19 protein-coding genes are annotated in these 21,093 nt (G+C 70.4%); 7 read left to right on the top strand and 12 right to left on the bottom strand.

From position 1 onward, the window contains the following. Positions 1-14: 14 nt before the first annotated feature. A complete protein-coding gene (locus FKR81_RS05225; protein WP_146349780.1) occupies positions 15-2,894 on the top strand; it encodes an ATP-binding protein in 2,880 nt (959 codons plus the stop codon). On the opposite strand, the gene FKR81_RS05220 is transcribed toward FKR81_RS05225, so the two are convergent. The 7 genes from FKR81_RS05220 to FKR81_RS05190 form a co-directional block, all read right to left on the bottom strand. Further along, positions 2,879-3,715 carry an ABC transporter permease gene (locus FKR81_RS05220; protein WP_146349779.1) on the bottom strand — a complete coding sequence of 279 codons (837 nt, stop codon included), beginning with the start codon at positions 3,713-3,715 and terminating at the stop codon, positions 2,879-2,881. The two genes, FKR81_RS05225 and FKR81_RS05220, sit on opposite strands and share 16 nt — an antisense overlap. Beyond that, positions 3,712-4,656, bottom strand: coding sequence for an ATP-binding cassette domain-containing protein (locus tag FKR81_RS05215; protein WP_146349778.1), 945 nt, complete (start codon positions 4,654-4,656; stop codon positions 3,712-3,714). Before FKR81_RS05215 ends, FKR81_RS05220 begins: the two co-directional genes overlap by 4 nt. An 11-nt stretch (positions 4,657-4,667) precedes the next feature. Beyond that, the gene (locus tag FKR81_RS05210) at positions 4,668-5,198 is read right to left on the bottom strand and encodes an NADPH-dependent FMN reductase (RefSeq protein WP_146349777.1); all 531 of its coding nucleotides are present in this window, start codon (positions 5,196-5,198) and stop codon (positions 4,668-4,670) included. Between the two features lie 59 nt (positions 5,199-5,257). After that, on the bottom strand, positions 5,258-5,665 hold the full coding sequence (locus FKR81_RS05205) for a hypothetical protein (protein ID WP_146349776.1): 408 nt from the start codon (positions 5,663-5,665) through the stop codon (positions 5,258-5,260). 151 nt (positions 5,666-5,816) lie between these two features. Further along, entirely contained in the window at positions 5,817-6,359 is a 543-nt protein-coding gene (locus FKR81_RS05200; RefSeq protein WP_146349775.1) for a DUF305 domain-containing protein, read from the bottom strand. 54 nt (positions 6,360-6,413) lie between these two features. Next, positions 6,414-7,532, bottom strand: coding sequence for a cytochrome P450 family protein (locus tag FKR81_RS05195; RefSeq protein WP_146349774.1), 1,119 nt, complete (start codon positions 7,530-7,532; stop codon positions 6,414-6,416). Continuing rightward, positions 7,529-8,092: a hypothetical protein gene (locus FKR81_RS05190; protein ID WP_146349773.1), complete on the bottom strand. Its 564-nt coding sequence runs from the start codon at positions 8,090-8,092 to the stop codon at positions 7,529-7,531. The genes FKR81_RS05195 and FKR81_RS05190 overlap by 4 nt, the downstream gene beginning before the upstream one ends. Before the next feature lie 204 nt (positions 8,093-8,296). Between FKR81_RS05190 and FKR81_RS05185 the strand changes: the two genes are divergently transcribed. From FKR81_RS05185 to FKR81_RS05170, 3 genes are all read left to right on the top strand, one after another. Further along, positions 8,297-9,025: a lytic polysaccharide monooxygenase gene (locus FKR81_RS05185; RefSeq protein ID WP_146349772.1), complete on the top strand. Its 729-nt coding sequence runs from the start codon at positions 8,297-8,299 to the stop codon at positions 9,023-9,025. 165 nt (positions 9,026-9,190) lie between these two features. Beyond that, a complete protein-coding gene (locus tag FKR81_RS05175) occupies positions 9,191-9,631 on the top strand; it encodes a DUF305 domain-containing protein (protein ID WP_146349770.1) in 441 nt (146 codons plus the stop codon). A gap of 48 nt (positions 9,632-9,679) precedes the next feature. Next, entirely contained in the window at positions 9,680-10,816 is a 1,137-nt protein-coding gene (locus FKR81_RS05170; RefSeq protein ID WP_407936504.1) for an FAD-dependent monooxygenase, read from the top strand. A gap of 32 nt (positions 10,817-10,848) precedes the next feature. Here FKR81_RS05170 and FKR81_RS05165 read toward each other — a convergent pair whose 3' ends face one another. Continuing rightward, entirely contained in the window at positions 10,849-13,512 is a 2,664-nt protein-coding gene (locus tag FKR81_RS05165) for a BTAD domain-containing putative transcriptional regulator (protein WP_235921309.1), read from the bottom strand. A 28-nt stretch (positions 13,513-13,540) separates the two neighbouring features. Here FKR81_RS05165 and FKR81_RS05160 point away from each other — a divergent pair, with 28 nt between their 5' ends. Continuing rightward, on the top strand, positions 13,541-16,279 hold the full coding sequence (locus FKR81_RS05160; protein ID WP_186762783.1) for an AfsR/SARP family transcriptional regulator: 2,739 nt from the start codon (positions 13,541-13,543) through the stop codon (positions 16,277-16,279). Here the strand turns inward: FKR81_RS05160 and FKR81_RS05155 are convergent. From FKR81_RS05155 to FKR81_RS05145, 3 genes are read right to left on the bottom strand one after another with little or no spacing between them, the layout of a single operon-like run. Next, positions 16,249-17,106, bottom strand: a complete 858-nt coding sequence (locus FKR81_RS05155; protein ID WP_235921308.1) for a M23 family metallopeptidase — start codon at positions 17,104-17,106, stop codon at positions 16,249-16,251. The two genes, FKR81_RS05160 and FKR81_RS05155, sit on opposite strands and share 31 nt — an antisense overlap. Positions 17,107-17,119: 13 nt before the next feature. Then, positions 17,120-18,232: a C40 family peptidase gene (locus FKR81_RS05150; RefSeq protein WP_146349766.1), complete on the bottom strand. Its 1,113-nt coding sequence runs from the start codon at positions 18,230-18,232 to the stop codon at positions 17,120-17,122. Positions 18,233-18,234: 2 nt separating this feature from the next. Continuing rightward, positions 18,235-18,666, bottom strand: coding sequence for a hypothetical protein (locus FKR81_RS05145; protein WP_146349765.1), 432 nt, complete (start codon positions 18,664-18,666; stop codon positions 18,235-18,237). A gap of 299 nt (positions 18,667-18,965) precedes the next feature. Here FKR81_RS05145 and FKR81_RS05140 point away from each other — a divergent pair, with 299 nt between their 5' ends. Further along, positions 18,966-19,637 carry a DUF2306 domain-containing protein gene (locus tag FKR81_RS05140; RefSeq protein WP_146349764.1) on the top strand — a complete coding sequence of 224 codons (672 nt, stop codon included), beginning with the start codon at positions 18,966-18,968 and terminating at the stop codon, positions 19,635-19,637. Further along, entirely contained in the window at positions 19,634-20,266 is a 633-nt protein-coding gene (locus tag FKR81_RS05135; RefSeq protein ID WP_146349763.1) for a peptidylprolyl isomerase, read from the top strand. Before FKR81_RS05140 ends, FKR81_RS05135 begins: the two co-directional genes overlap by 4 nt. Here the strand turns inward: FKR81_RS05135 and FKR81_RS05130 are convergent. After that, on the bottom strand, positions 20,263-21,024 hold the full coding sequence (locus FKR81_RS05130) for a MerR family transcriptional regulator (RefSeq protein WP_146349762.1): 762 nt from the start codon (positions 21,022-21,024) through the stop codon (positions 20,263-20,265). The genes FKR81_RS05135 and FKR81_RS05130 overlap by 4 nt on opposite strands. Positions 21,025-21,093: the final 69 nt, after the last annotated feature.

Raw genomic sequence — 21,093 nt, 5'->3', positions numbered from 1 at the left:
CTAACGTCGCACAGGTGATCGGGCGAGACCACCCAGCTGGCGTGCTGCGGGCGGAGATCAGCAGAGCCGTGGAGAGCCACGGCGGCCTGGTGCTGGTGACCGGTGAGGCGGGCATCGGGAAGACGACGCTCGTCACCCTCGCGGCGGAAGAAGCACGGGCGCGTGGCGCGCTCGTGCTCGGCGGTTCGTGCTGGGACTCGGACAACGCACCGGGCTACTGGCCGTGGACGCAGGTCGTCCGCGCGCTGCGCCGCACGAATCAGGGCCGCACGCACGCGATCAGCCACCCCGCGCTGTCCGCGCTGCTCGGCGAGACCACCTCGCAGGCCACCGACAGCTTCACGCTCTACGACGCCGTGACGACCGCGCTGGTGTCGGCCGCGCAGGACCGTCCGATCGTGGTCGTGCTGGACGACCTGCACTGGGCGGACGCGGCGTCGTTGAAGCTGCTGGAGTTCGCCGCGCAGCACACCTGGTTCGAACGGCTCGTGCTGATCGGCACGTACCGCGACGGCGAGGTCGACGAGCAGCTGATGTCCCCGTTGCTGGCCAAGGCGACGACCGTGACGCTCACCGGTCTCGACGCGGCCGAGGTCGGCGAGCTGATCGAGCGCACGACCGGCGCCAAGCCCGATCCCGAACTGGTCGCCGAGATGCACCGGCGCACCGGCGGCAACCCGTTCTTCGTCGAACAGACCGCGCGGCTGTGGCACACCGGCAGCACCACGACGATCCCGCCGGGCGTGCGGGACGCGTTGCAGCGCCGGATGTCGTTGCTGCCCCAGCCGGTCAGCGACCTGCTGACCACTGCGGCCGTGCTGGGCCGCGAGTTCCACCGCCCGGTGCTGGCCGCGACGGCGGGTGCACCGGCGCCGCAGGTCGACCGGCTGCTCGACCAGGCGGCGCAGGCGCGGCTGGTGATCTCGCTGGGCGGCGGGCGTTTCTCGTTCGTGCACGACCTCGTCCGCGAGACGTTGTACGCCGGCCTCGACGACCCGGCGCGGTGGCACGCGGCCGCCGCCGACGCGGTCACCGAACCGGCCGAGAAGGGGCGTCACGCCTACCTCGCCGGTGACCGCGTCGACCCGGCCAAGGCCGCGGACCTGCTCGTCGCCGCGGCACGGGACGCGAGCGACCGGCTCGCGATCGACGAGTCGATCGGGTACTTCCAGCGCGCGGCCGAACGCTCGGAGAACCCGCAGCGCAGGGTGATGATCGCGCTCGACCTCGGCCACGAGATGATCCACAACGGCGATCGCCCCGGCGGCTGGCAGGTCTTCGAGGACGCCGCCCGAGTGGCGCGTGAGGTCGACGACCCGGAGCTGCTGGCACGGGTCGCGCTGGTCGCGTACCGGTTCAAGGAGCCGACGGATGCCGTGCCGTTCCTCGACGAGGCGTACGAGCGGATGATCGGCAAGCCGGACCCCGGTCGCACGCAGGAGGAACTGGCCCGCGAGCTCAGCGCGTTCGTGGCGAAGCTGGCCCGTGACGGCGACGACGACGAGGTGCTGACGCACAGCCTGTGGGCGACCCACGACGTCACCTGGGGCCTCGGCAACGCGGCGGAACGCCTCGAGCTCACCGACGAGTTGATCGAGGTCTCCCGGCGCACGGGCTCCGTGACGACCGAGCAGTTCGCGATGTCACTGCGCTGGGTCGCCATGCTGGAGCTGGGAGATCCCGCCTACCTGGACCAGTTCCACGCGTTTCTCGCGCTCTGCGAACGGGCCGGGATGCCGCGTTTCACGTGGGCGTCGTCGATCGACCGGAGCGTCATCACCGCGATGATCGGCGGCTTCGACGAGGCGGAGGCGTTGCTGCGCCAGGCGGACGGGCTGTCGGGCGAGCACGCCTACCCGTCGACGATGCAGGTGCACCTGTGGTGGGCGCTGCGGATGCTGCGCGGTGACCTCGACGCGATCGACGCGATGAGGTCGGACATCGAGAACAGCGGCTACTCCTACCCCGGTCTGCTCGCCGGGCTCGTCGCGCTGCACCGCGGTGACGTGGAGGCGGCACGTCCGCACCTCGCCGAGTTCCCCACCAAGGACGAACGGCACCAGCGCTGGTTCGAGCCGCTGTGGTGGCGGTTCCGCGCCGAGTTCGCGGCCGCGACGGGCGACCGGGAGCTGTGCGAACAGGTGCGCACCGCGCTCATGCCGTACCGCGGTCAGTGGCTGGTGTCGTTGTACGGCTGCGACATCAGCGGTCCCGTCGACCTGTACCTCGGCCTGGTCGAGGCCGCGCTCGGACTGCCGTCGGCGACCGAGAAGTTCACCGCGGCCGTCGAGTCCGCTGAGCGGATGCGGTCGCGCCCCTGGGCGGAGAAGGCCCGCGCCCACCTGGGCATGCCGTTGGGGGACAACGAGTTCCACCGCGAGGGTCCGGTGTGGATGCTCCGGTTCGCTGGCCGTTCAGCGAACCTGCCGGACGCGAAGGGCCTGCGGGATCTGCACGTGCTGCTGAGCCGAGCTGGTGTACCGGTGCCGGCGGTGTCGCTGCTCGACCCGGACGCCGTGCCGTCCGCGCGGCTCGGCGGTGACGACATCCTTGATGCCCAAGCGAAAGCCGCCTACCAGCGACGGCTTTCCCAGCTGGACGAGGAGATCGACTCCGCGTCGCTCGCCGGGAACGACGACCGCGCCGCGGCACTGGACCGCGAGCGCGTGGCGTTGCTGGAGGAACTCCGTGCCGCGGCGGGACTCGCGGGACGAACGAGACGGCTGGGCGACGAGGCGGAGCGCGCGCGGAAGGCCGTGACGGCCAGGATCCGCGACACGCTCCGCAGGCTCGACGACATCCACCCGGAGCTGGCGGCGCACCTGCGCGCCGCCGTCTCCACCGGGTCGACCTGCCTGTACCAGCCGGCCGAGCGCGTTCACTTCCGGTTGTAGAGCCTCATCGTCAGCGCACCGAAGACCACCGTGAACGCGATCGTGTAGCCGAGCGTCCACGACAGCGCGCCCGCGTCGGCGCTGCCGCTCATGAAGCCGCGCACCGCGGACACGAGCTGCGTGATCGGGTTGACGTTCACGAACGCCTGGAGCCAGCCCGGCATCGTCGCCGGGTTCACGTAGACGTTGCTGAGGAACGTGAGCGGCATCAGCACGAGCATGCTCACGCCCATCACGGACTTCTCGCTGCGCATCAGCAGGCCGAACATCGTCCACACCCAGGAGAACGCGAACGAGAACGCCATCAGCACACCGACCGCGAGCACCACGCCGGTGAAGCCGCCTGCGGGCCGGTAGCCGAGCACCAGTCCGACCAGCATGATCGTCGTGGACGCCAGCACGTACCGCAGCAGGTCGCCGAGGATGTAGCCGACCATCGGCGCGGGACGCCAGATCGGCAGCGTGCGGAACCGGTCGAACACGCCCTTCTCGATGTCCGTGTTGACCGCGACACCCGTGTACATCGTGATCATCACGACGCTCGTGACCATGATGCCCGGCAGCAGGAACTGCAGGTACTCGGTCGGCGAGCTGGCCAGCGCACCGCCGAAGAGGTACGTGAACATCAGGATCATCATGATCGGGAACGCGGTGACGTCGAACAGCTGCTCGGGCACGTGCTTGATCTTCAGCACCGCGCGCCAGCCGAACGTGATGCTCGCGCTGAGCGCGCTCGGTCGCGGCGGCCGCGTCTTCGCAACGAGCACGGCCGCCAGCGCCTCCGGCTTCGGGGCTTCCAGTTGCTCGATGGTGGCGGTCATGCTGCCTGCTCCTTGTCGGTCAGTGCCAGGAAGACCTCGTCGAGGCTCGGCTGGCCGAGTGAGAAGTTGTCGACGGTGATGCCCGCGCGGGCGAGCTGGGCGAGTGCTTCCGCGGCCTGCTCGGTCGCGTGGCCCCCGAGACACGCGGTGAGCGCGACCGGGTCGGAGTCGAGCTGGATGTCGGCGTCGAGCACGCGCGTGAGCAGCTGCTGCGCCTCGGCGCGCTGGCCGGCGTCACGCAGCCGCACGTGGATCGATCCGACGCCGACGCTGGCCTTCAGCTCGCCCTTGGTGCCCTCGGCGATGACCTTGCCGCGGTCGATCACCGCGATGCGGCTCGCCAGCTGGTCGGCCTCGTCGAGGTACTGGGTGGTGAGCAGGACCGTGGTGCCCGCGTCCACGACGGCGCGGACGATGTCCCACACCTGGTTGCGGCTGCGCGGGTCGAGCCCGGTCGTCGGCTCGTCGAGGAACAGCAGCTGCGGCGTGGCGAAGATGCTGGCCGCGATGTCCAGCCTGCGCCGCATGCCGCCGGAGTAGTTCTTGACCTGGCGGTCCTTCGCGTCGGTCAGCCCGAACGCCTCCAGCAGCTGCTCGCCGCGTGCCCTGGCCGACTTGCCCGTGTGGCCGAGCAGCCTGCCGAGCAGGATCAGGTTCTCCGTACCCGTCAGGTCCTCGTCGACCGATGCGTACTGCCCGGTGAGGCTGACCAGCGCACGCACGGCGTCCGGATCGGCGCGCACGTCGTGCCCGAACACTTCGGCGACGCCGTCGTCGGGCTTGAGCAACGTCGCGAGCAGCCGGACGGTGGTCGTCTTGCCCGCGCCGTTCGGCCCGAGCAGCCCGTAGACGGTGCCCGCGGGGACCGCGAGGTCGACGCCGTCGACCGCACGGGTCTTGCCGAACACCTTGACCAGGCCTTTGGTCTCGATCGCCAGCATGTTCTTTCCTTTCAGGAGACGTAGGGACGGGCGTTCCTCAGCGCGGTGCCCCACCAGGTGAGCTGGTCGAGCAGCGTGTCGGCCTGGCGTTCTCGTTCACGCAGGTCGTCGTCGAGCAGGTTGATGCCGACGAAGTCGCGCATGGTGACGACGTGCAGCTCGGTGAAGACCGTGCGCAGCTGCTCGACGGCGAACCAGCCCTCGGAGCGGTGGCCGTAGGAGACGAACCCCGCGGGCTTGCCGTGCCACTCGTCGTAGGCGTAGTCGATGGCCTGCTTGAGCGACGCCGGGAAGCTCCGGTTGTACTCGGGGGTGACGATGACGAAGGCGTCCGCGTGGTCGATGCGCTTGGTGAAGTCCCGCATCGGCTCGGTGGCCTGCTCGGGGTAGCGCGCGGGGAAGTCGAACTCGGCCAGGTCGACCGTGGTGACGTCCAGGCCCGCGCGGGCACTCGCCCGGTCGGCGGCCCAGCGACCGATCTCGTCGCCGACCCGCCCCATCCGGGTGGACCCGACGATGACCGCGACCCGCAGTTTCTCCATCTCGCACCTCCTTCACCCAGGAGGCGCGAGATCTCCCGCTAGTTCGAAACTAGCGAGCGTCAGATCACGACCTGGCGGTTGACTGGATCAGTGCCACGTCCGAACAGGAAGCCCATCAGGCGGTCACTGCTGCCCGACCCAGTACGCAAGCGGCTCGACTGCGCCGAGCTGAGGCCGCTCAGGTGGTGGAGCGAGCACTGAAAGCCAAGCTTCACGACCGCTGCGCCGCGAACAGCATCGGACTCGTGCCCAGCGGTGGTCGCGACGACCGGCTCGTCCTGCGTGTGCCCAACGGAACCGAGACGATCGAAGTGCCTTTGTGGTGGGATCACACCGCAGACGAACCTTCGGGCGACGCTGACCCGTTGCGTCGATCCTGACCAGCTCGTCGAGTTCATCGAATCCGACGACGAACTGCAGGCGCACCTGAGGAAGAAGACCATCCCCGGTGTGACCACGATGTCCACGAACCAAGCTGGCAGGTTCGCCGCCCACTCGGTCTTGATCGCGAGCTCTCAGGCGATCAAGGACTGACGAGCTGGCGGAAACGCGAAGACGCCCCCTCTGCCGGGCGGGAGGCCGGGCGGAGGGGGCGTCGGAGGATGCCTGGCGGGGGAATCAGGCCTTGCCTCGTTTGGCGATCTCGTCCACGACGGCGGACTGAGAGTCGATGATCTTGCCGGCCAGTGCGCGCGAGCCGGCGTGGATGCCCTTGCCCTGCGCGTCCTTGGCCATCTGGATGCCGCTGCGCAGGTGCTTGGCGAGCGTCGGGAGGAACAGCGCGTCGAACTGGGCGCCCTTGGCGGCCTTGAGCGCTTCCATGTCCTTGGAGCTCAGCATTCCGGCCATGGCGTGCGTCGCCTTGGCGTCGTCGCCGGGCACCTGGATGTTCCACTGCTTGAGGTAGTCCGCCATCTGGGAGATCTCGCTGTTCTCGGCGTTCGCGATCTGGTCCGCGATGCCGGTGACGAACACGTCGGTCGACCGCTCCGGCGCGAGTTTCGCGATCTCGATCGTCTGGCGGTGGTGCGGGATCATTCGCAGGGAGAACGTCGCGTCCGCCTCGTTGGCGACCGCGTCCTCCTTGCCACCGATCATCGAGCAGCCCGAGGTGAGCAGTGCCAACAAGCTGATCACGACGACGAGCAGACGCGCGTGCATCCGTCCTCCCACTGAGTCTCCTGCCGGGGCATACGGGAGGGATGACCGGACGGTTCAGTTCACTTCGAAGCGAAGTCCGAAGTGGTTGAGGGTCGCGGGCAGCTCGGGCCCGAACGACACGCTCGGCGTGAAGTGGTGACGCGCGCGCAAGGCGGTCAGCACCGCCGCGCCGGTCCGCAGCACCAGGTCCCGGCCGGGGCAGACGCCCGGTCCCGCGCTGAACGGCACCAGTGCGGGCTTGCGGCCGTTGCGCCAGATCTCGGGGGCGAACCGGTGTGCGAACGGCAGCGTCTCGTCGTCTCGGTGGAAGAACGGCGTGTAGATGAGGTACGTCGTGCCGTCCACGGTGGACTCGCGCAGCAGCAGCGGCGTCGTCGGCCACAGGCGGACCGCCTCGAGCACGGCCAGGTCGTCGGGCGGCAGGGTGAGCGCGCGGAACGTCGACATGCCTGCCGCGTCGAACGCGAACAGCCAGTGCGGCACCTGCCCGTACGGGTCGACGCCCGGCGCCACCGGCACGTCCGCGATCGCGGCGGCCAAAGTGCCCTGCTCGGCGCGGTCGAGGTGCACGGCCAGGCCGCGCTGGAACCTCCGCCGCAGCCCGCGCCGCTGCGGGCGCAGGAAAGCCCAGTTCGCGGCACGGCGCAGCGCGGCGAGCGAGTCGGTCAGCCCGTTGTCGTCGCGCGCGCCCGTGCCCAGCACGATCCGGCGCACGATGCGCCACCAGCAGACGGCGAAAGTGTCCCAGTCCAGCGTCGTGGTGTGCTGCAGCATCCGGTCGACCTCGTACTCGACGACCGCCTCGACATCGACGTCCGCGGCCAGCACGATCTCGTTGAACGCCCGGCGCAGCTCGCGCAGCTCCCCGCGTGAGGTGAGCACGCCGTGCGGCTGGAAGTGCCGCAGCGCGGCGGTCTTCTCACGGGTGGCGGGTGCGAACGGTTCCGGCGAGTGCTCCAGCACCCGTTCGACTTCGGCGGGGTCGATGAGCAGCGCGAACTGCCTGCCGAAGATCCGCAGCGGGTACGGCGCGAGACCGTGCTTCGCGCGCAGTCTCTGCATGGCGCGGATACCGCACGCGTCCCACTGCTGCCGCTCGGCCAGCGCCATCACCCGCGGTCTGCGGATGATCACGCCCTTGGCCAGCGGCGTGAGCAGCACGGAAAAGATCATTTGGGGGCCCGTTGGGCCAGCGACTCCCACACCGCGTGCACGGCCTGCCAGACCAGCGACGCGCCGGACTTGCGCGGCGGCTCCATGTCGCGGTCCGAGTCGAGCGAGAGCAGCTCGCGCACGACGGCGACGACCACGTCCGGATGCCCGATCGGCGCCGGGCCCTCGTCGGTCACCGCGATGACCCGGACGTCGAGCCCCTCGACGGTCCGCTCGATCTCGGGGTCGACCAGCAGCAGCGAGCGAACCAGGCTTTGGTGCCGTGACGCGAGATCCAGCACCTGACCGGCCAGCGGACCGCTCGTGACGACGTCGATCGTCGCGCGGTCGCCGTGGTGCCTGGCGAGCACGCGGTCCATTGTGGACAGCCAGTCCGGCGCGGCGGGCGCGCGCAACCAGACGACGCGCAGGTGGTCGGTCAGCTCGCGCCAGGTCGCCGGGATCTCGCCGTGGCTCGCCGCGCCTGCCGGATCGATCACCAGCACGGTCGGCGCGTCCGGTGGACCCTCCACGACCACGCCCGGTCCCGACGCGCGAGCAGGCTCGCCGAAGTCGCGCATGACTCCTCCTCGAGGTCACCTCTCCCGGCGCAGATACCCGGTTTCAACCGCTTCCAACCCCGAAATGTGATGCCTTGACCGCTTTCCGCAGTCAGGTTTATGGTCTAGACCACAACTGGATCGGTGAGCGATCCACTGCTCCCCGGTTCCCGCCCCCTGCTCGGGGTCCACCCCGCCTGGGAACAGTCCAGAAGGAGCTTCACCATGCATTTGAAGCGGAAACTCGCTGTCATTGCAGGGTTAGCGCCCCTGCTGATCTTCACTCTCCCGGCCGCAACGGCGAACGCTCACGGTTACGTTTCGTCCCCGGCCAGTCGTCAGGCTCAGTGCGCACAAGGCATCGTCGCCTGCGGCAACATCAAGTACGAACCGCAGAGCGTCGAGGGCCCGAAGGGGCTGCGCAGCTGTCACGCGAACCTGGGTCAGTTCGCGGAGCTGAGCGACGACAACAAGGGCTGGCGCGTGAGCAACGTCGGCAGCTCGGCGTCGTTCACCTGGACCTTCACCGCACGGCACCGCACGGCGAACTACGAGTACTACATCGGTGGCACTCGGGTCGGTTTCGTGGACGGCGGCAACGTGCAGCCCCCGGCGACCGTCACGCACAACATCAACTTCGGTGGTTTCAGCGGACGGCAGAAGCTGCTCGCGATCTGGAACATCGGTGACACGGTCAACGCGTTCTACTCGTGCGTCGACCTGAACATCGGTGGCGGTGGCGGCAACCCGCCGACCACGACCACGCAGCCCCCGACCACGACGCCTCCGACGACCACACCACCGCCTGCAGGTGGCACGTGGGCGGCGAACACGGCGTACTCGGTCGGCCAGACGGTGACCTACGGCGGCTCCACGTACCGCTGCCGCCAGGCGCACACGTCACTGCCCGGCTGGGAGCCGCCGAACGCGGCAGCGCTCTGGGAGAAGATCTGAATCTCATGCGGCACAACCTGATCGCGGCTCTCGCCGCGGTGCTGGTGCTCGCGGGGTGGGGGGGGGGGGGGGGGGCGGGGGGGGGGGGGCGGGGGGCCGGGGCCCCCCCCCCCCCCACCACCCACCAGCGCCTCGGTCTCGTCGGCCCACAACGACGCGGACGTCATGTTCGCGCAGATGATGATCGCGCACCTCGAGCAGGGCGTGGACATGGCCGTGGTCGCCAAGGCGAAGGCGACCCGCCAGGAGCTGAGGGACCTCGCCGCGGCGGTCGACTCGACGCAGCGCGAGGAGCTCACCACGCTGAAGTCGTGGCTGCAGACCTGGGGCAAGCCGACGACGACGGACCACAACCCGAACGCGCACGCCCACCACGGCGGGCTGCCGCTCATCGACGCGAAGGTGCTCAACGACCTCAAGGACCTCAGCGGCGCCGAGTTCGACACCACCTACCTGAACCTGATGACCGGGCACCAGGGCGGCGCGGTCGAGATGGCCCGCACCGAGATCGCGGACGGCTCCAACCCCGAGACGAAGGCGTACGCGGACCGCGTCGTCCAGTCGCGGCAGGCGCAGGTCAGCCAGATGCTCGGCCTGGTCGGCTGATCACGCGGTCAGCACTCGGTCAGTGGATGGTCAGCGGCGTCTTTGACCCTGCGGGGCATGGACATCCTGATCTCCGGCGCGAGCATCGCCGGGCCGTCGCTCGCCTTCTGGCTGCGGCGGTTCGGCTTCAACCCCACGGTGGTCGAGCGCGCCCCCGCGCTGCGGCCGGGCGGCCAGGCCGTCGACTTCCGCGGCGACGCGCACCTGAGCGTGCTGCGTCGCATGGGTGTCCTCGACGAGATCCGCCGCCGGCAGACCGCGCGGCAGGACTGCGTGTTCGTCGACGAGTCCGGCCGGACGCACGCGGTGCTGCCTGCCGACTTCACCGCGGGCGAGGTCGAGATCCTGCGCGGCAACCTGAGCCGGATCCTTTACGACGCAACGTCTTCCGACGTCGAGTACGTCTTCGGTGACCACATCACCGGTGTGGTGGACGACGGTTCCGGTGTCGACGTGACGTTCTCGCGCGGCGCGCCCCGGCGGTTCGATCTGGTCATCGGCGCGGACGGCATGCACTCCGGGGTCCGGGCGCTGGCGTTCTCCGGCTGGACGCCCGAGTTCCTCGGCTACTACGTCGCGTCGTTCAGCGCTCCCGACTCCTACGGGAACACGATGTGCACGACGCCCGGCCGGGTCGCGAGCCCCGGCCTGTTCCTCTTCGCGTCCGAGGAGCTGGACTACGACCGGCGGGATGTGGCCGCGCAGAAGGAGATCGTCGCGCGGGCGTACGAGGGCATGGGCTGGCACACGCCCGAGCTGCTCGAGATCATGCGTGACGCGGAGGACTTCTTCTTCGACCCCATCACGAGGGTGCGGATGGATCGCATCACCAGTGGCCGCATCGGTCTGGTCGGTGACGCGGGGTACGGCGCGGCGCTCGGCGGCATGGGCACGGGGCTGGCGATCGTGTCGTCGTACGTGCTGGCCGGTGAGCTGGCGGCACATCGCGACCACGTTGCCGCGTTCGCGGCGTACGAGGCGCTGATCCGCCCGTACGCGGCGGGCTGTCAGGGCAATCCCGGACCGTTCCTCGCGCCGAAGTCGCGGACGCGGATCTGGTTGCGCGACAGGATGTTCAACGCGATGGCCCGGCTGCCGCTGGGCGGGATGTTCGCGCGGATGGACATGAAGGCCGCCAACGGGATCACGCTCCCCGACTACGCCAGCGCAGGTCAGAGGTCGTGAGTGATTGGGAGGCCTATAGCACTCCTGATCACTCACGACCTGCTTTCGTCGGCGGCGAGTCTGGCGAACGCCTCGTCGACCTGCGCCCGTGCGGCGTCGTGCATCCAGCCCGGCCCGGTCTCCAGCACCGCCTGGTCCAGCAGCCGCCGCGCCTCGGCCAGCTCACCGCGCCGCCGGGCCAGCTCGCCGAGCCCGGCGTGCGCCAGCGCCCGCGTCGCCGCGAGCCCGGCCCGTCTGGCCAGCTCCAGCGCGAGCGAGTAGTCCCGTTGCGCGCCAACGAGATCACCGAGCGCCACCAGCCGGTCCGCGCGACGGCAGCGCAGCTCGGCGAGCTCCTCGGACGCACTGAGCTGGCCGACGACCTCCAGCGCCTCGTCGGTCAGCTCCACCGCTCTTGCCGGGTCCGTGGCGAGGTTGGCGAGCGCGTCGAGCACCTGGGCGAGCCCCCACCGTTCGCCGAGCGAGCGGAACTTGGTCAGCGCGTCGAGACAGGACCGTTCCGCGCCCTCCCGGTCGCCGCTGACGAACCAGGTGGTGTAGCCGTTGCTGAAGCCGACGAGGCCCTGGATCCACGGGTCGGTGCTGGACTCGATCTCGATCCGCAGCGGGTTGGTCTCCGTGTCCGGGTCCGGCGGCCCGGCCAGCATCGCCCACGCGATCAGCACGAACGGCTGCCTGATCGGCCCGGTGAGCCGCGGGAGGAGCTCGGCGACCTGCTCGGGCGCCGCGTGCGCCGCGATGATCACGTACTCCTCCGTCGCCGACGGTTCGAGCTGGGCGAGCAGCCGCTGGGCGAGCGGCACGACCTCGGCCCGCACCCCGCGCAGGTACCAGTACCAGGACAGCTCGCGGAACAGGTCGAGCGCCAGCGGTTCGTCCGCAGCCACGGCCCAGGCGAGCGCCGCCCGGAGGTTCGCGTGCTCGGCGCCGAGGCGGGCGATCCAGGTGAGCTGCTCTTCGTTGCGCAGGTGCGCGTCCGCCTCCGCGGCCAGGTCGCGGAAGTACTCGGCGTGCCTCCGCGCCGTCGCCTCCGGGTTCTCCAGGCGTTCGGCGCAGAACGCGCGGATCGTCTCCAGCATGCGATAACGCCCGTCGGACACCTCGACGAGCGACTTGTCGACCAGGCCCGCCAACAGGTCGAGCACGTCGTCCGACGCGCACACGTGCGCCGCCGACTCGAGCGTCGCACCGCCGGCGAACACCGACAGCCGCGCGGCCAGGTCCTGCTCCTCCTCGTCGAGGAGGTCCCAGCTCCACTCCACGACCGCGCGGAGCGTCTGGTGTCGTGGCGCGACCGTCCTGCTGCCCCGGTTCAACAACCGGAAGCGATCGTCCAAACGGGACGCCAGCTCGCCGGTCGTGAGCGTGCGGAGCCTGGCCGCCGCGAGCTCGATCGCCAGCGGCAGACCGTCGAGCGCGGCGCAGATGCGGCGGGTGTCGTCGTCCGGGGTGAACTCCGGGCGCACGGCTCTCGCCCGGTCCTTGAAGAGGCTGACCGACGGTTCCAGCTCCAGCGGCGGGACCGGACACAGGACCTCGCCGGTGATGTTCAGCGCCTCCCGGCTCGTCGCGATGACGCGCAGGTCCGGGCAGGCGCCGAGCAGGTCGTGGGCGAGCTGCGCGGCCGCGTCGATCACGTGCTCGCAGTTGTCCAGTACCAGCAGCACTTTGCGGTCGTGCAGCGCAGCGACCAGCCGTTCGCGCGGATCCTGTTGCGGCAGACCGGATTCACGCAGGCCGAGTGCGCCGAGCACGGTCTGCTGGACGCCGGTGCCGTCGCGGAGCTGGGCGAAGTCGACGAAGCACGACTCGCGCGGGTCGCGGGCGGCGGCCTCGACGGAGAGCCTGGTCTTGCCCGCGCCACCGGGACCGGTGAGCGTGACGAGCCGTTCGCGGTCCAGCAGGTCCGCGATGCGCGTCAGCTCCCCTTCGCGGCCGACGAAGCTGGTCAGCTGCGCGGGCAACCCGGTCCGCGCCACCGTCTCCCCGCGCAGCACCGCGAGGTGCACCGCGGCCAGCTCGGGCGACGGGTCCGCGCCCAGCTCGTCGGCCAGCAGGCGGCGGGCGTCCTCGTACACCTCGAGCGCCTCGGCCTGCCGTCCCGCGCCGTACAGCGCGCGCATCAGCTGCCCCCGCAACCGTTCGCGCAACGGGTGCGCGGCCACGAGCTCCTGCAGCTCGGCGACCAGTCCGGCCTCACCGAGCAGCAGGTCGGCGGCGACCCGGTCCTCCAGTGCCGCGACGCGCAGCTCCTCCAGCCGGGCGGCCTGGGCGGTGGCGACCGGGACGTCCACCAGCGCGGGCCCGCGCCACAGCTCCAGCGCCGAGCGCAGCAGTGACGAAGCCGACGCGGCGTCACCCGCCTCCAGCGCGCGGCGCCCGTCGGCGGCCAGCCGCGTGAAGCGGTGCGCGTCGACGTCGTCCGGCGAGACGACGATGCGGTACCCGGCCGGGTGGAACTCGATCACACCGCTGCCGAGCGTGCGGCGCAGGCGGGAGACCTGGCCCTGCAACGCGTTCGCGGCGTCACCGGGCGGGTCCTCGCCGTACAGGCCGTCGATCAGGCGGTCCGTCGGCACCACGTGGCCTGCCTCGAGCAGCAGCAGCGCGAGCAGCGACCGGGGCCGCGGTCCGCCGAGCGCGACCGGGCCGTCCGCCGTGCGCGCCTCGAGTGGCCCCAGGATGCCGAACGTCACGCCGCCGATTCTCGCCTATCTTGATCCGGTGGATGGCGTCCGTTTCGGAATACTCGGCCCGCTGCAGGTCACGTACCAGCAGCGCGAGGTTCGCGTACCGCCCGGACAGCCGATCAGGGTGCTCGTGGAGCTGCTGCTGCACGCGGGCCAGGCCGTGTCGGTCGACCACCTGATGACCGCGCTGTGGGAGGACGAGTCGCCGCCCAGCGCGCGGAAAGCCGTGCAGGTGCACGTGTCGCAGCTGCGGCGGTGCCTCGCGGACCTGCCCGGCGTGACCCTCGCCGGGTCGCGGCAGGGCTACCGGCTCGACATCCCCGCGGACTCGCTCGACCTGCAGGAGTTCCGGCTGCGGGTCGGGCGCGGCGAGTTCCGCGACGCGCTGGCGTTGTGGCGGGGCCCTGCGCTCGCCGACCTCGCGGACACCTCACGCGGGCTGCGCATGGCGTCCGCGCTCGAGGAGGAACGCCTGGCCGCCGTCGAACGCGGCGCCGACGTGGCGTTGAGCAGCGGTGAGCACCACGCGCTGGTCAGCTCGTTGACCAGCGAACTCGCAGCTCACCCGTTGCGCGAGCGTTTGCGCGGCAGCCTGATGCTCGCCCTGCACCGGTCCGGCAGGCAGGCCGACGCGCTCACCGTCTACGAGGACGGCCGCCGCCTGCTGGCCGACGAGCTGGGCCTCGACCCCGGCCAGGAGCTGCGCGACCTGCACGCCACGATCCTGTCCGGTCCCGCGAGCTCCCCGCTCAGCCCGCGCGAGCTGCCGTCGCAGCCGCCTACGTTCGTCGGACGCGCCGACGAGTGCGCCGCGCTGCTCGACGCGCTGGGTTCCGGTTCGACGGTCGCCGTGCACGGGCCGGGTGGGCAGGGGAAGTCCGCGGTCGTGCTGCGGGTCGCGCATCAGGTCGCCGACCGCTTCCCCGATGGCCAGCTGTACGCGGACCTGCGCGGCGCCTCCCCCGGACTCGACCCGCTGCCGCCCGCCGAGGTGGTGCGCCGGTTCCTGCGCGCGCTCGGCACGCCACCGCTCGCCGTCCCGACCGACCCGGCGGAGGCGACCGCGCTGTACCGGTCGCTGCTGGCGCGCCGGAAGGTGTTGCTGGTGCTGGACAACGCGGTCGACGCGGCACAGGTCGTCCCGCTGCTGCCCGGTGGTCCCGGCAGCGCGGTGCTGATCACCAGCAGGCGCGTGCTGGCGACCGTGGACGGACGGCACTTCGCGCTCGGACCGCTGCCCGAGCAGCAGTCCGTCGAGCTGCTGGAGGTGCTGTCCGGTTCGTCAGGCGAAGGCGCGCTCGAGGTGGCCCGCGCGTGCGACCACCTGCCGCTGGCACTGCGGGTCGCGGCGGCCCGGCTGCGCAGCCGCCCGGACTGGACGATGGCCACGCTGGCGCGCAGGCTCGCCGACCAGCGGCACCGGCTCGACGAGCTGAACTTCGACGACCTCGGCGTGCGGTCGAGCCTCCAGGTCAGCGTCGCCGGGCTGCCCGCACGGGCCGTGCGCGCGTTCGCGTTGCTCAGCAGGCTGCACGTGCCGTCGGTCAGCTCCGGTGTCGCCGCGGCACTGCTCGACGTGTCTGATGTGGACCGTGAGCTGGACGCGCTGGTGGACGCGCGGCTCGTGGAACCAGGGGACAGCGGATACCGGATGCACGACCTGCTGCGCCTGCTCGGCACGGAGCTTCCAGTCGATGAACCGCAGGCGCTGGAGCGCGCACTGGCCCACTACCGCGACACGCTCGCCGCCGTGCACGCCCGGCTGCGGCCGCACGCGTTCGGCGCGCTGGGTTCGCTGCCCTCGACCGATGACATCGACTCGCCCGTCGAGTGGATCACCGCCGAGGCCGACAACCTGCTCTCGGCGGCGCGGGCCGTCGCGGACACCGACGGTCTCGCGCAGTACGCGCTGACCATCGCTCACATGCTGTACTCGCACCTCTACAAGCAGGACCGCACGGCCGAGCTGGTCGAGTTGGGCCGGATCGCCACGACCGCCGCACGTCGGTGCGGCACACCGGAAGCAGCGCAGACCGCATTGCTCGTGTCGTCCGCCGCGAACCGGCGGATCGGCTCGTTCGCACTGGCTCGTGAGCAGCTGGCCGAAGTGCTGGAGGCGCGTGCGGACGACCCGTTCGGGCAGGGCCGCGCGCTGACCGGCATCGGGTTGATCCACCGCGAGCTCGGGGAGCTGCCCGAAGCGCTGGCGTGCCTGGAGAAGGCGGTGGACCTCGTGGTGCGGCACGGGCCCGATGGCGCGGAGCGGGTCGCGTTGAGCGCGCTCGCCCAGGTGCACCAGCTGGCCGGGCGGTACGTCCCCGCGCTGGACGCCGCACGGGAAAGCCTTGATCTGGCGCGGAAGCACGACGACCCGGCCGGTGTGGCGTACGCGCTGGCGTCGGTCGGTCAGGCGCAGTTGAGGCTGGGTGATCTCGACGCGGCGCGGCTGGCGTTCGACGAGTGCGTCGAGCTGTGCCGGATCACCGGTGAGCACAACGACGAGTGGGGCGCGTTGCTGTGCCGCTCGGAAGTCCTGCTGGCACAGGGTGATCCCGCTGCGGCTGACGATGCGCGCCAGTGCCTGGCGTTGACGTCGAAGCGCGGTGACCGTTACGGCGAAGGCGCCGCACACCGTCAGCTCGCCAAGATCTTGGGCGATGCACAGCACAAAGGCCGGGCGGCCGAATTGCTCGGCACGCCCGGCCTGCGTTGTGACAACTTGCTGGAATCAGTGCTGGTCGATCAGCCGCAGTGCTCGAAGCCGCTCGTGTAGCCGCCCGAGGAGCCGACCTGGCCGCCCCACTTCACGCACTTGCCGGGGGCCGCCTTGCGGACCGGACCGGCGTAGTAGCCGTAGGCACCCGAGTCGGTGACGCGAGCCGCACCCTGCACCTCGAGGAACGCGGAGGTGCTGGTCTCCTGGCCGAGCGAGACGGACTTGATGGTGGTGACGCAGTTGTTGCCGTTGCCCGAGTTGTAGAGCAGGAACACCTTGCCGCCGGTCACGGCAGCCTGGTCGACGACCTTGTAGCCGTCGCCGCAGACCTCCTCGGGGGTGTACGGGTTGCCGGGCGTGCCGCCGCCACCGCAGTTCTTCGACGTGTAGGACTTGGAGCCCCAGTAGAGGATCTGCGCGCCGTTCCACTTGATCTTCTGCGCGGTGCCGTTCAGCAGCTGCTCGTAGTGCAGGTGCGCACCGGTGGAACCGCCGGTGTTGCCGACGTTGCCGATGGTCTGGCCCTGCGAGACGTTCTGGCCGACGGAGACGCGCTGCGCCGACAGGTGGGCGTACCGGGTGGTGTAGCCGGAGCCGTGGCTGATCTCGATCCAGCGGCCGTAGCTGGTGCTGCCCTCGTTGCGCACCTTGGTGACCGTGCCGGACGCCGACGCGACGACCGCGTCACCCTCGTCCGCGCCGCGGTTCAGGTCGACCGCGTTGGCGGGGCTGTGGTTGGTGCGGGTCTGGCCTTCCCAGACCTGGCCGCACGGGAACGGCATCTGGAAGTTGGTCGCGGCGCTGGCCGAGCCGCCGCCGATCGTGAGCACGCCCACGCTGATCGCGAGGCCGAGGCCTGCCGAAAGGATCTTGCCGATCTTCACTTGAAAACTCCCCTTATCCGATGATTCGACGGACCTTGGTGTACGGATTTCCGTGCCGGTACAGATCGCTGATGCGCACGCTCTTGCCGTCACGCGGCGGAGCGGCTTCCAGGATCTTGTTGTCTCCCAGGTAGATCGCGACGTGCGTCGTCGCGTCCGAGTCGTTGTCCGACCGTCCCCAGAAGACGAGGTCGCCGGGCTGGCGAGCGGACAGCGCCACCGCGCGGCCCTTGGTGTTCTGCGGTCCGGTCCAGCTGCCGATGTCGATGCCGGCGCCCTTCCAGAACGCGTAGAGCGTGAGGCCGGAGCAGTCGTAGCCGAGGCGGTTGTAGTCGTCGCCCTGGCTCGGGTCGCCGTCCGGGTAGTGGTGGATGCCGTAGGACGCACCGCCCTTGCCACCCGCACCCCACGAGTAGTTGAAGCCCTTGCCCATCTGGGACTTCGCCGTGTCGATGACGCGCTTGACCTTCTCGGCGTTCGTGCCCGTGGCCGGCCCCGCGGGGCCGTTGCTGCGGCCGTGGACGACGTTGCCCGGAGGCTCCTCGCCGCCGTCGATGCCGTCGGTGTCGCAGCGCGGCAGGCCCTGCACGAACCCGTCGACGCCGGTCTTCACGTACGTGTCGGGCACCCACAGGTTGTCCGTGGTGAAGTCCCAGATCGTGCCGCCGTCGGCCTGCGCCTGGCACTTGACGGGGACCTGCTGCCCCTCCTCGTACTTGTCGACGACCGATCCCGGCGCGGTCGCCGCGTCACCCTTGTTCTTGCGGCCGTTGAGATCCGTCTTCGCCGGGTAGCTCTTCGGGATGGCGCACTTGGCCATCACCATGCCGTCGGAGCCGGTCTCCACGTAGCCGTCCGGGATCCACAGCCCCTCGACCGTGAGGTCCCAGATGCCCTTGCCGCCGTACTCAGGACCCTTGTCCTGGCAGACGATCTTGACCTTGGTGCCCTTGGCGTACATGTCGGCGACGCGCTGCTTGCCGACCGGCACGTCCGGGTCCTTGACCGTCCGACCGTCCAAAGTGGTCGTGACGGGGAACGAGCGCACCTCCGCCTGCGCCGTGCCCTGCACCATCGGGGCGAGTACCGCGACCGCGGCGAGCGCCGTGAGAATCGCCTTCTTCACGGTCAGCACCGCTCACTCGTGCGGGCGCTGCGCTCAGTGCCTCCGATGCTCAGGTTGCCGTCGGCCCTGGTGCACTTGTTCAGCGTGTTCGTGCCGAGCGACCAGATCTCCGCCTGCGCCTTCCTCGGGTCGCTGCACTGCGTGCCCTCGCGGGCATCTCCGTTGGCACGGACGGCCGCGCAGATCTCGTAGGAGCGGTGCGAGGAGCGGAAGCCCTCCCAGACGTAGACGTAGCCGAAGTTCTGGCCGCATCCCGCGTACTGCTTGACCGACGCGGCGGTCTGGCCGTTCCAGGTGATGTAGGCGGTGGAGCCGATCTGGGTGGACCGGGCGCAGTGCGGGTTCGTCTCGGCGCTGGCGGGCGCCGCTGCGAGGACCATGCCACCGACGGCGAGCACACCGGCTCCGAGGACGCTGGCGATCTTGCTGAACATTCTTTCTCCTCAAGGCTTTCTCAGTCGGTGACGTATCCGGTCATGGCACTGACTGTGCTCAGCCGTCCTGACAGCGACCTGACAGCGCATCTCGCCGACCTGTCAGCGCGGCGCTCCCTCATTCGGCTTACCGGCATGCCGTTTGCGCTGGTCAGAACCTCTGACACTTCGCTGACACCGGGGTCTGACACGCGTGACAGCCGCCACTTCGCGAGGTCTTGCGGGGGCCTTGCGTCGCCTTTTCCCGGCCGTCAGCGCGCGGTGCGCGAGCCGTAAGCGAGGTGTTCCACGCTGCGCACATGACTTGGTGGAAGCGTCCGTGGGTGGCACCGCTGGGGTTCGTGGTGCTCGTGTTCCTGGCTTTCTCGATCCCGCCGTACCTGTCGCTCGACCCGGCGCAGTCGCGCGTGCCCGCGACGTGGGCGGGGCACTACCCGCTGCTGGTCGTGCACGTCCTGTGCGGGTCGGTCGCGCTGGCGACGTGCGGCCTGCAGGTGTGGCCGTGGTTCCGATCGCGGTTCCCGGTGTGGCACCGCCGGATCGGCCGCGTCTACTTCTTCGCCGGCGTCTTCCCTGCGGGCCTGACGGGTCTGGTCGTCGGAGCGACCACGCCGTTCGGGCCGGTCGCGGGCACGAGCAACGTCATGCTCGCCACGCTGTGGCTGCTGACGTCGGTGACGGGCTACCGGATGGCGCGGCAGCGGCGGTTCGGCGACCACCGGCGGTGGATGATCCGCAGCTTCGCGCTGACCGCGTCGATCATCAGCAACCGGATCTGGGGCGTCGTCGCGTACCTGTCGCTGATGTCGTTCTACCCGGAGTCGGAGATCGGGCCGCTGGTCGCGGGCATCTCGACCTGGCTCGGGTGGACCGTCCCGCTGCTGCTCAGCCAGTGGTGGCTGGAGCGGCGCAATCCGGCCCGAAAGAAGGTGACGACCGAGCGTGAGGTGTCGGTAACGTCCAGCGCATGAAGCTGCTGCTCGCTGTTCTGCTCGCCCTGTCGGTGTCCCCCGTGGCCAGCGCTTCCCCGGCCACGACGCACTGCGAGTTCACCCCGACCCCGGAGAACCCGGCCGCGCGCCCGGTCCACCGGCCGTCACCGCGGGCCCGCTCCCAGGGCACCGTGCACGTGACGATCCTGACGAACTACGGCACGGTCGTCGCCGAGCTCGACCGCGCCAACGCACCGTGCGGCGTGCACAACTTCGCGCACCTCGCACGCAGCTTCTTCTACACGCACACGCAGTGCTTCCGGCTGACGAACTACGACCGGCTCGGCGTGCTGCAGTGCGGCGACCTGATCGAGGCGGAGAAGGGCGGCCCCGGCTACAAGTTCGTCGACGAGGTGACCGGGCAGGAGAAGTACCCGCGCGGCACGATCGCCATGGGCAACCAGGGGCCGGGCACGAACGGCAGCGAGTTCTTCGTCGTGCACTCGCAGGCGTTGATCCGCCCGGTCTACACGATCCTCGGTCGCGTCACGCACGGCATGGACGCGCTGGACCGCATCGTGGCGGCCGGCATCATCCCCGGCCCGAACGGCGAGCCGGACGGGCTGCCGCGCAAGCCGGTCCGGATCCTCCACGTGATCGCGCACTAGTCCAAGGGGCTCATGAACGACCACAGCCCGCCTTCGGGGTCGCGGGCGCTGTACTCGCGGAACCCGTACGGCTGGTCCACCGGCGGGTAGACGACGTCGGCGCCACGTTCGACCGCACGCGCGTGGTGGGCGTCGACGTCCTCGACCATGACCGCGGTCGTGGCCGTCGACGCGCCGAGCGTCTTCGGCGACGCGAGCCCGAACTCCGGCGACACCCGGTGCAGCCAGATCACCCCGTCGCCCGCCTGCACCTCACCGTGGACGCAGACCCCGTCCGCGAAGTCGAGCCTGCCCTCACCCAGCCCGAACACCCCGACCAGGTGGGCGTGGGCCGCCGCGATGTCCTCGTACACCAGGATCGAGATCCTGCGCTGCACAGCCGTGTCGAGCATGACCATCTCCTCCATCGTCTCCAGCACGTCACTCGTCTTCGGCGGGAACGCGGCCAGCATCGCGGCCAGGCGTTTGCGCAGCTGCCCGCTCACCGCCAGCCGGTGGTCGACCAGGTCCAGGTGACGGCGCAGCGCGTGCTCCAGGTCCCAGCCGGGGTCGTCGAGCGCGCTCGCGATGTCGTCGAGGTGCAGCCCGATCCGCCGCAGCAGGCAGATCCGGTACAGGCGCTGCACGTCCGCCTCGTCGTACAGGCGGTGGCCGCCCGTGCTGCGCGACGGGGTCAGCAGGCCGATCTGGTCGTAGTAGCGCAAGGTGCGGACGGTCAGTCCTGATGAGTGCGCCAGTTCGCCGACCTTGAGTCCCATGCGGCTCACGGTAGGAGGTGACGTCGCGTCACCTTCAAGTTCAGCCGGTCGAGTGCCGGCGCCGCGCAT

Source organism: Lentzea tibetensis (assembly GCF_007845675.1).
In the GTDB taxonomy this organism is placed as follows: domain Bacteria; phylum Actinomycetota; class Actinomycetes; order Mycobacteriales; family Pseudonocardiaceae; genus Lentzea; species Lentzea tibetensis.
This window is presented reverse-complemented; position numbering and strand designations above follow the sequence as displayed.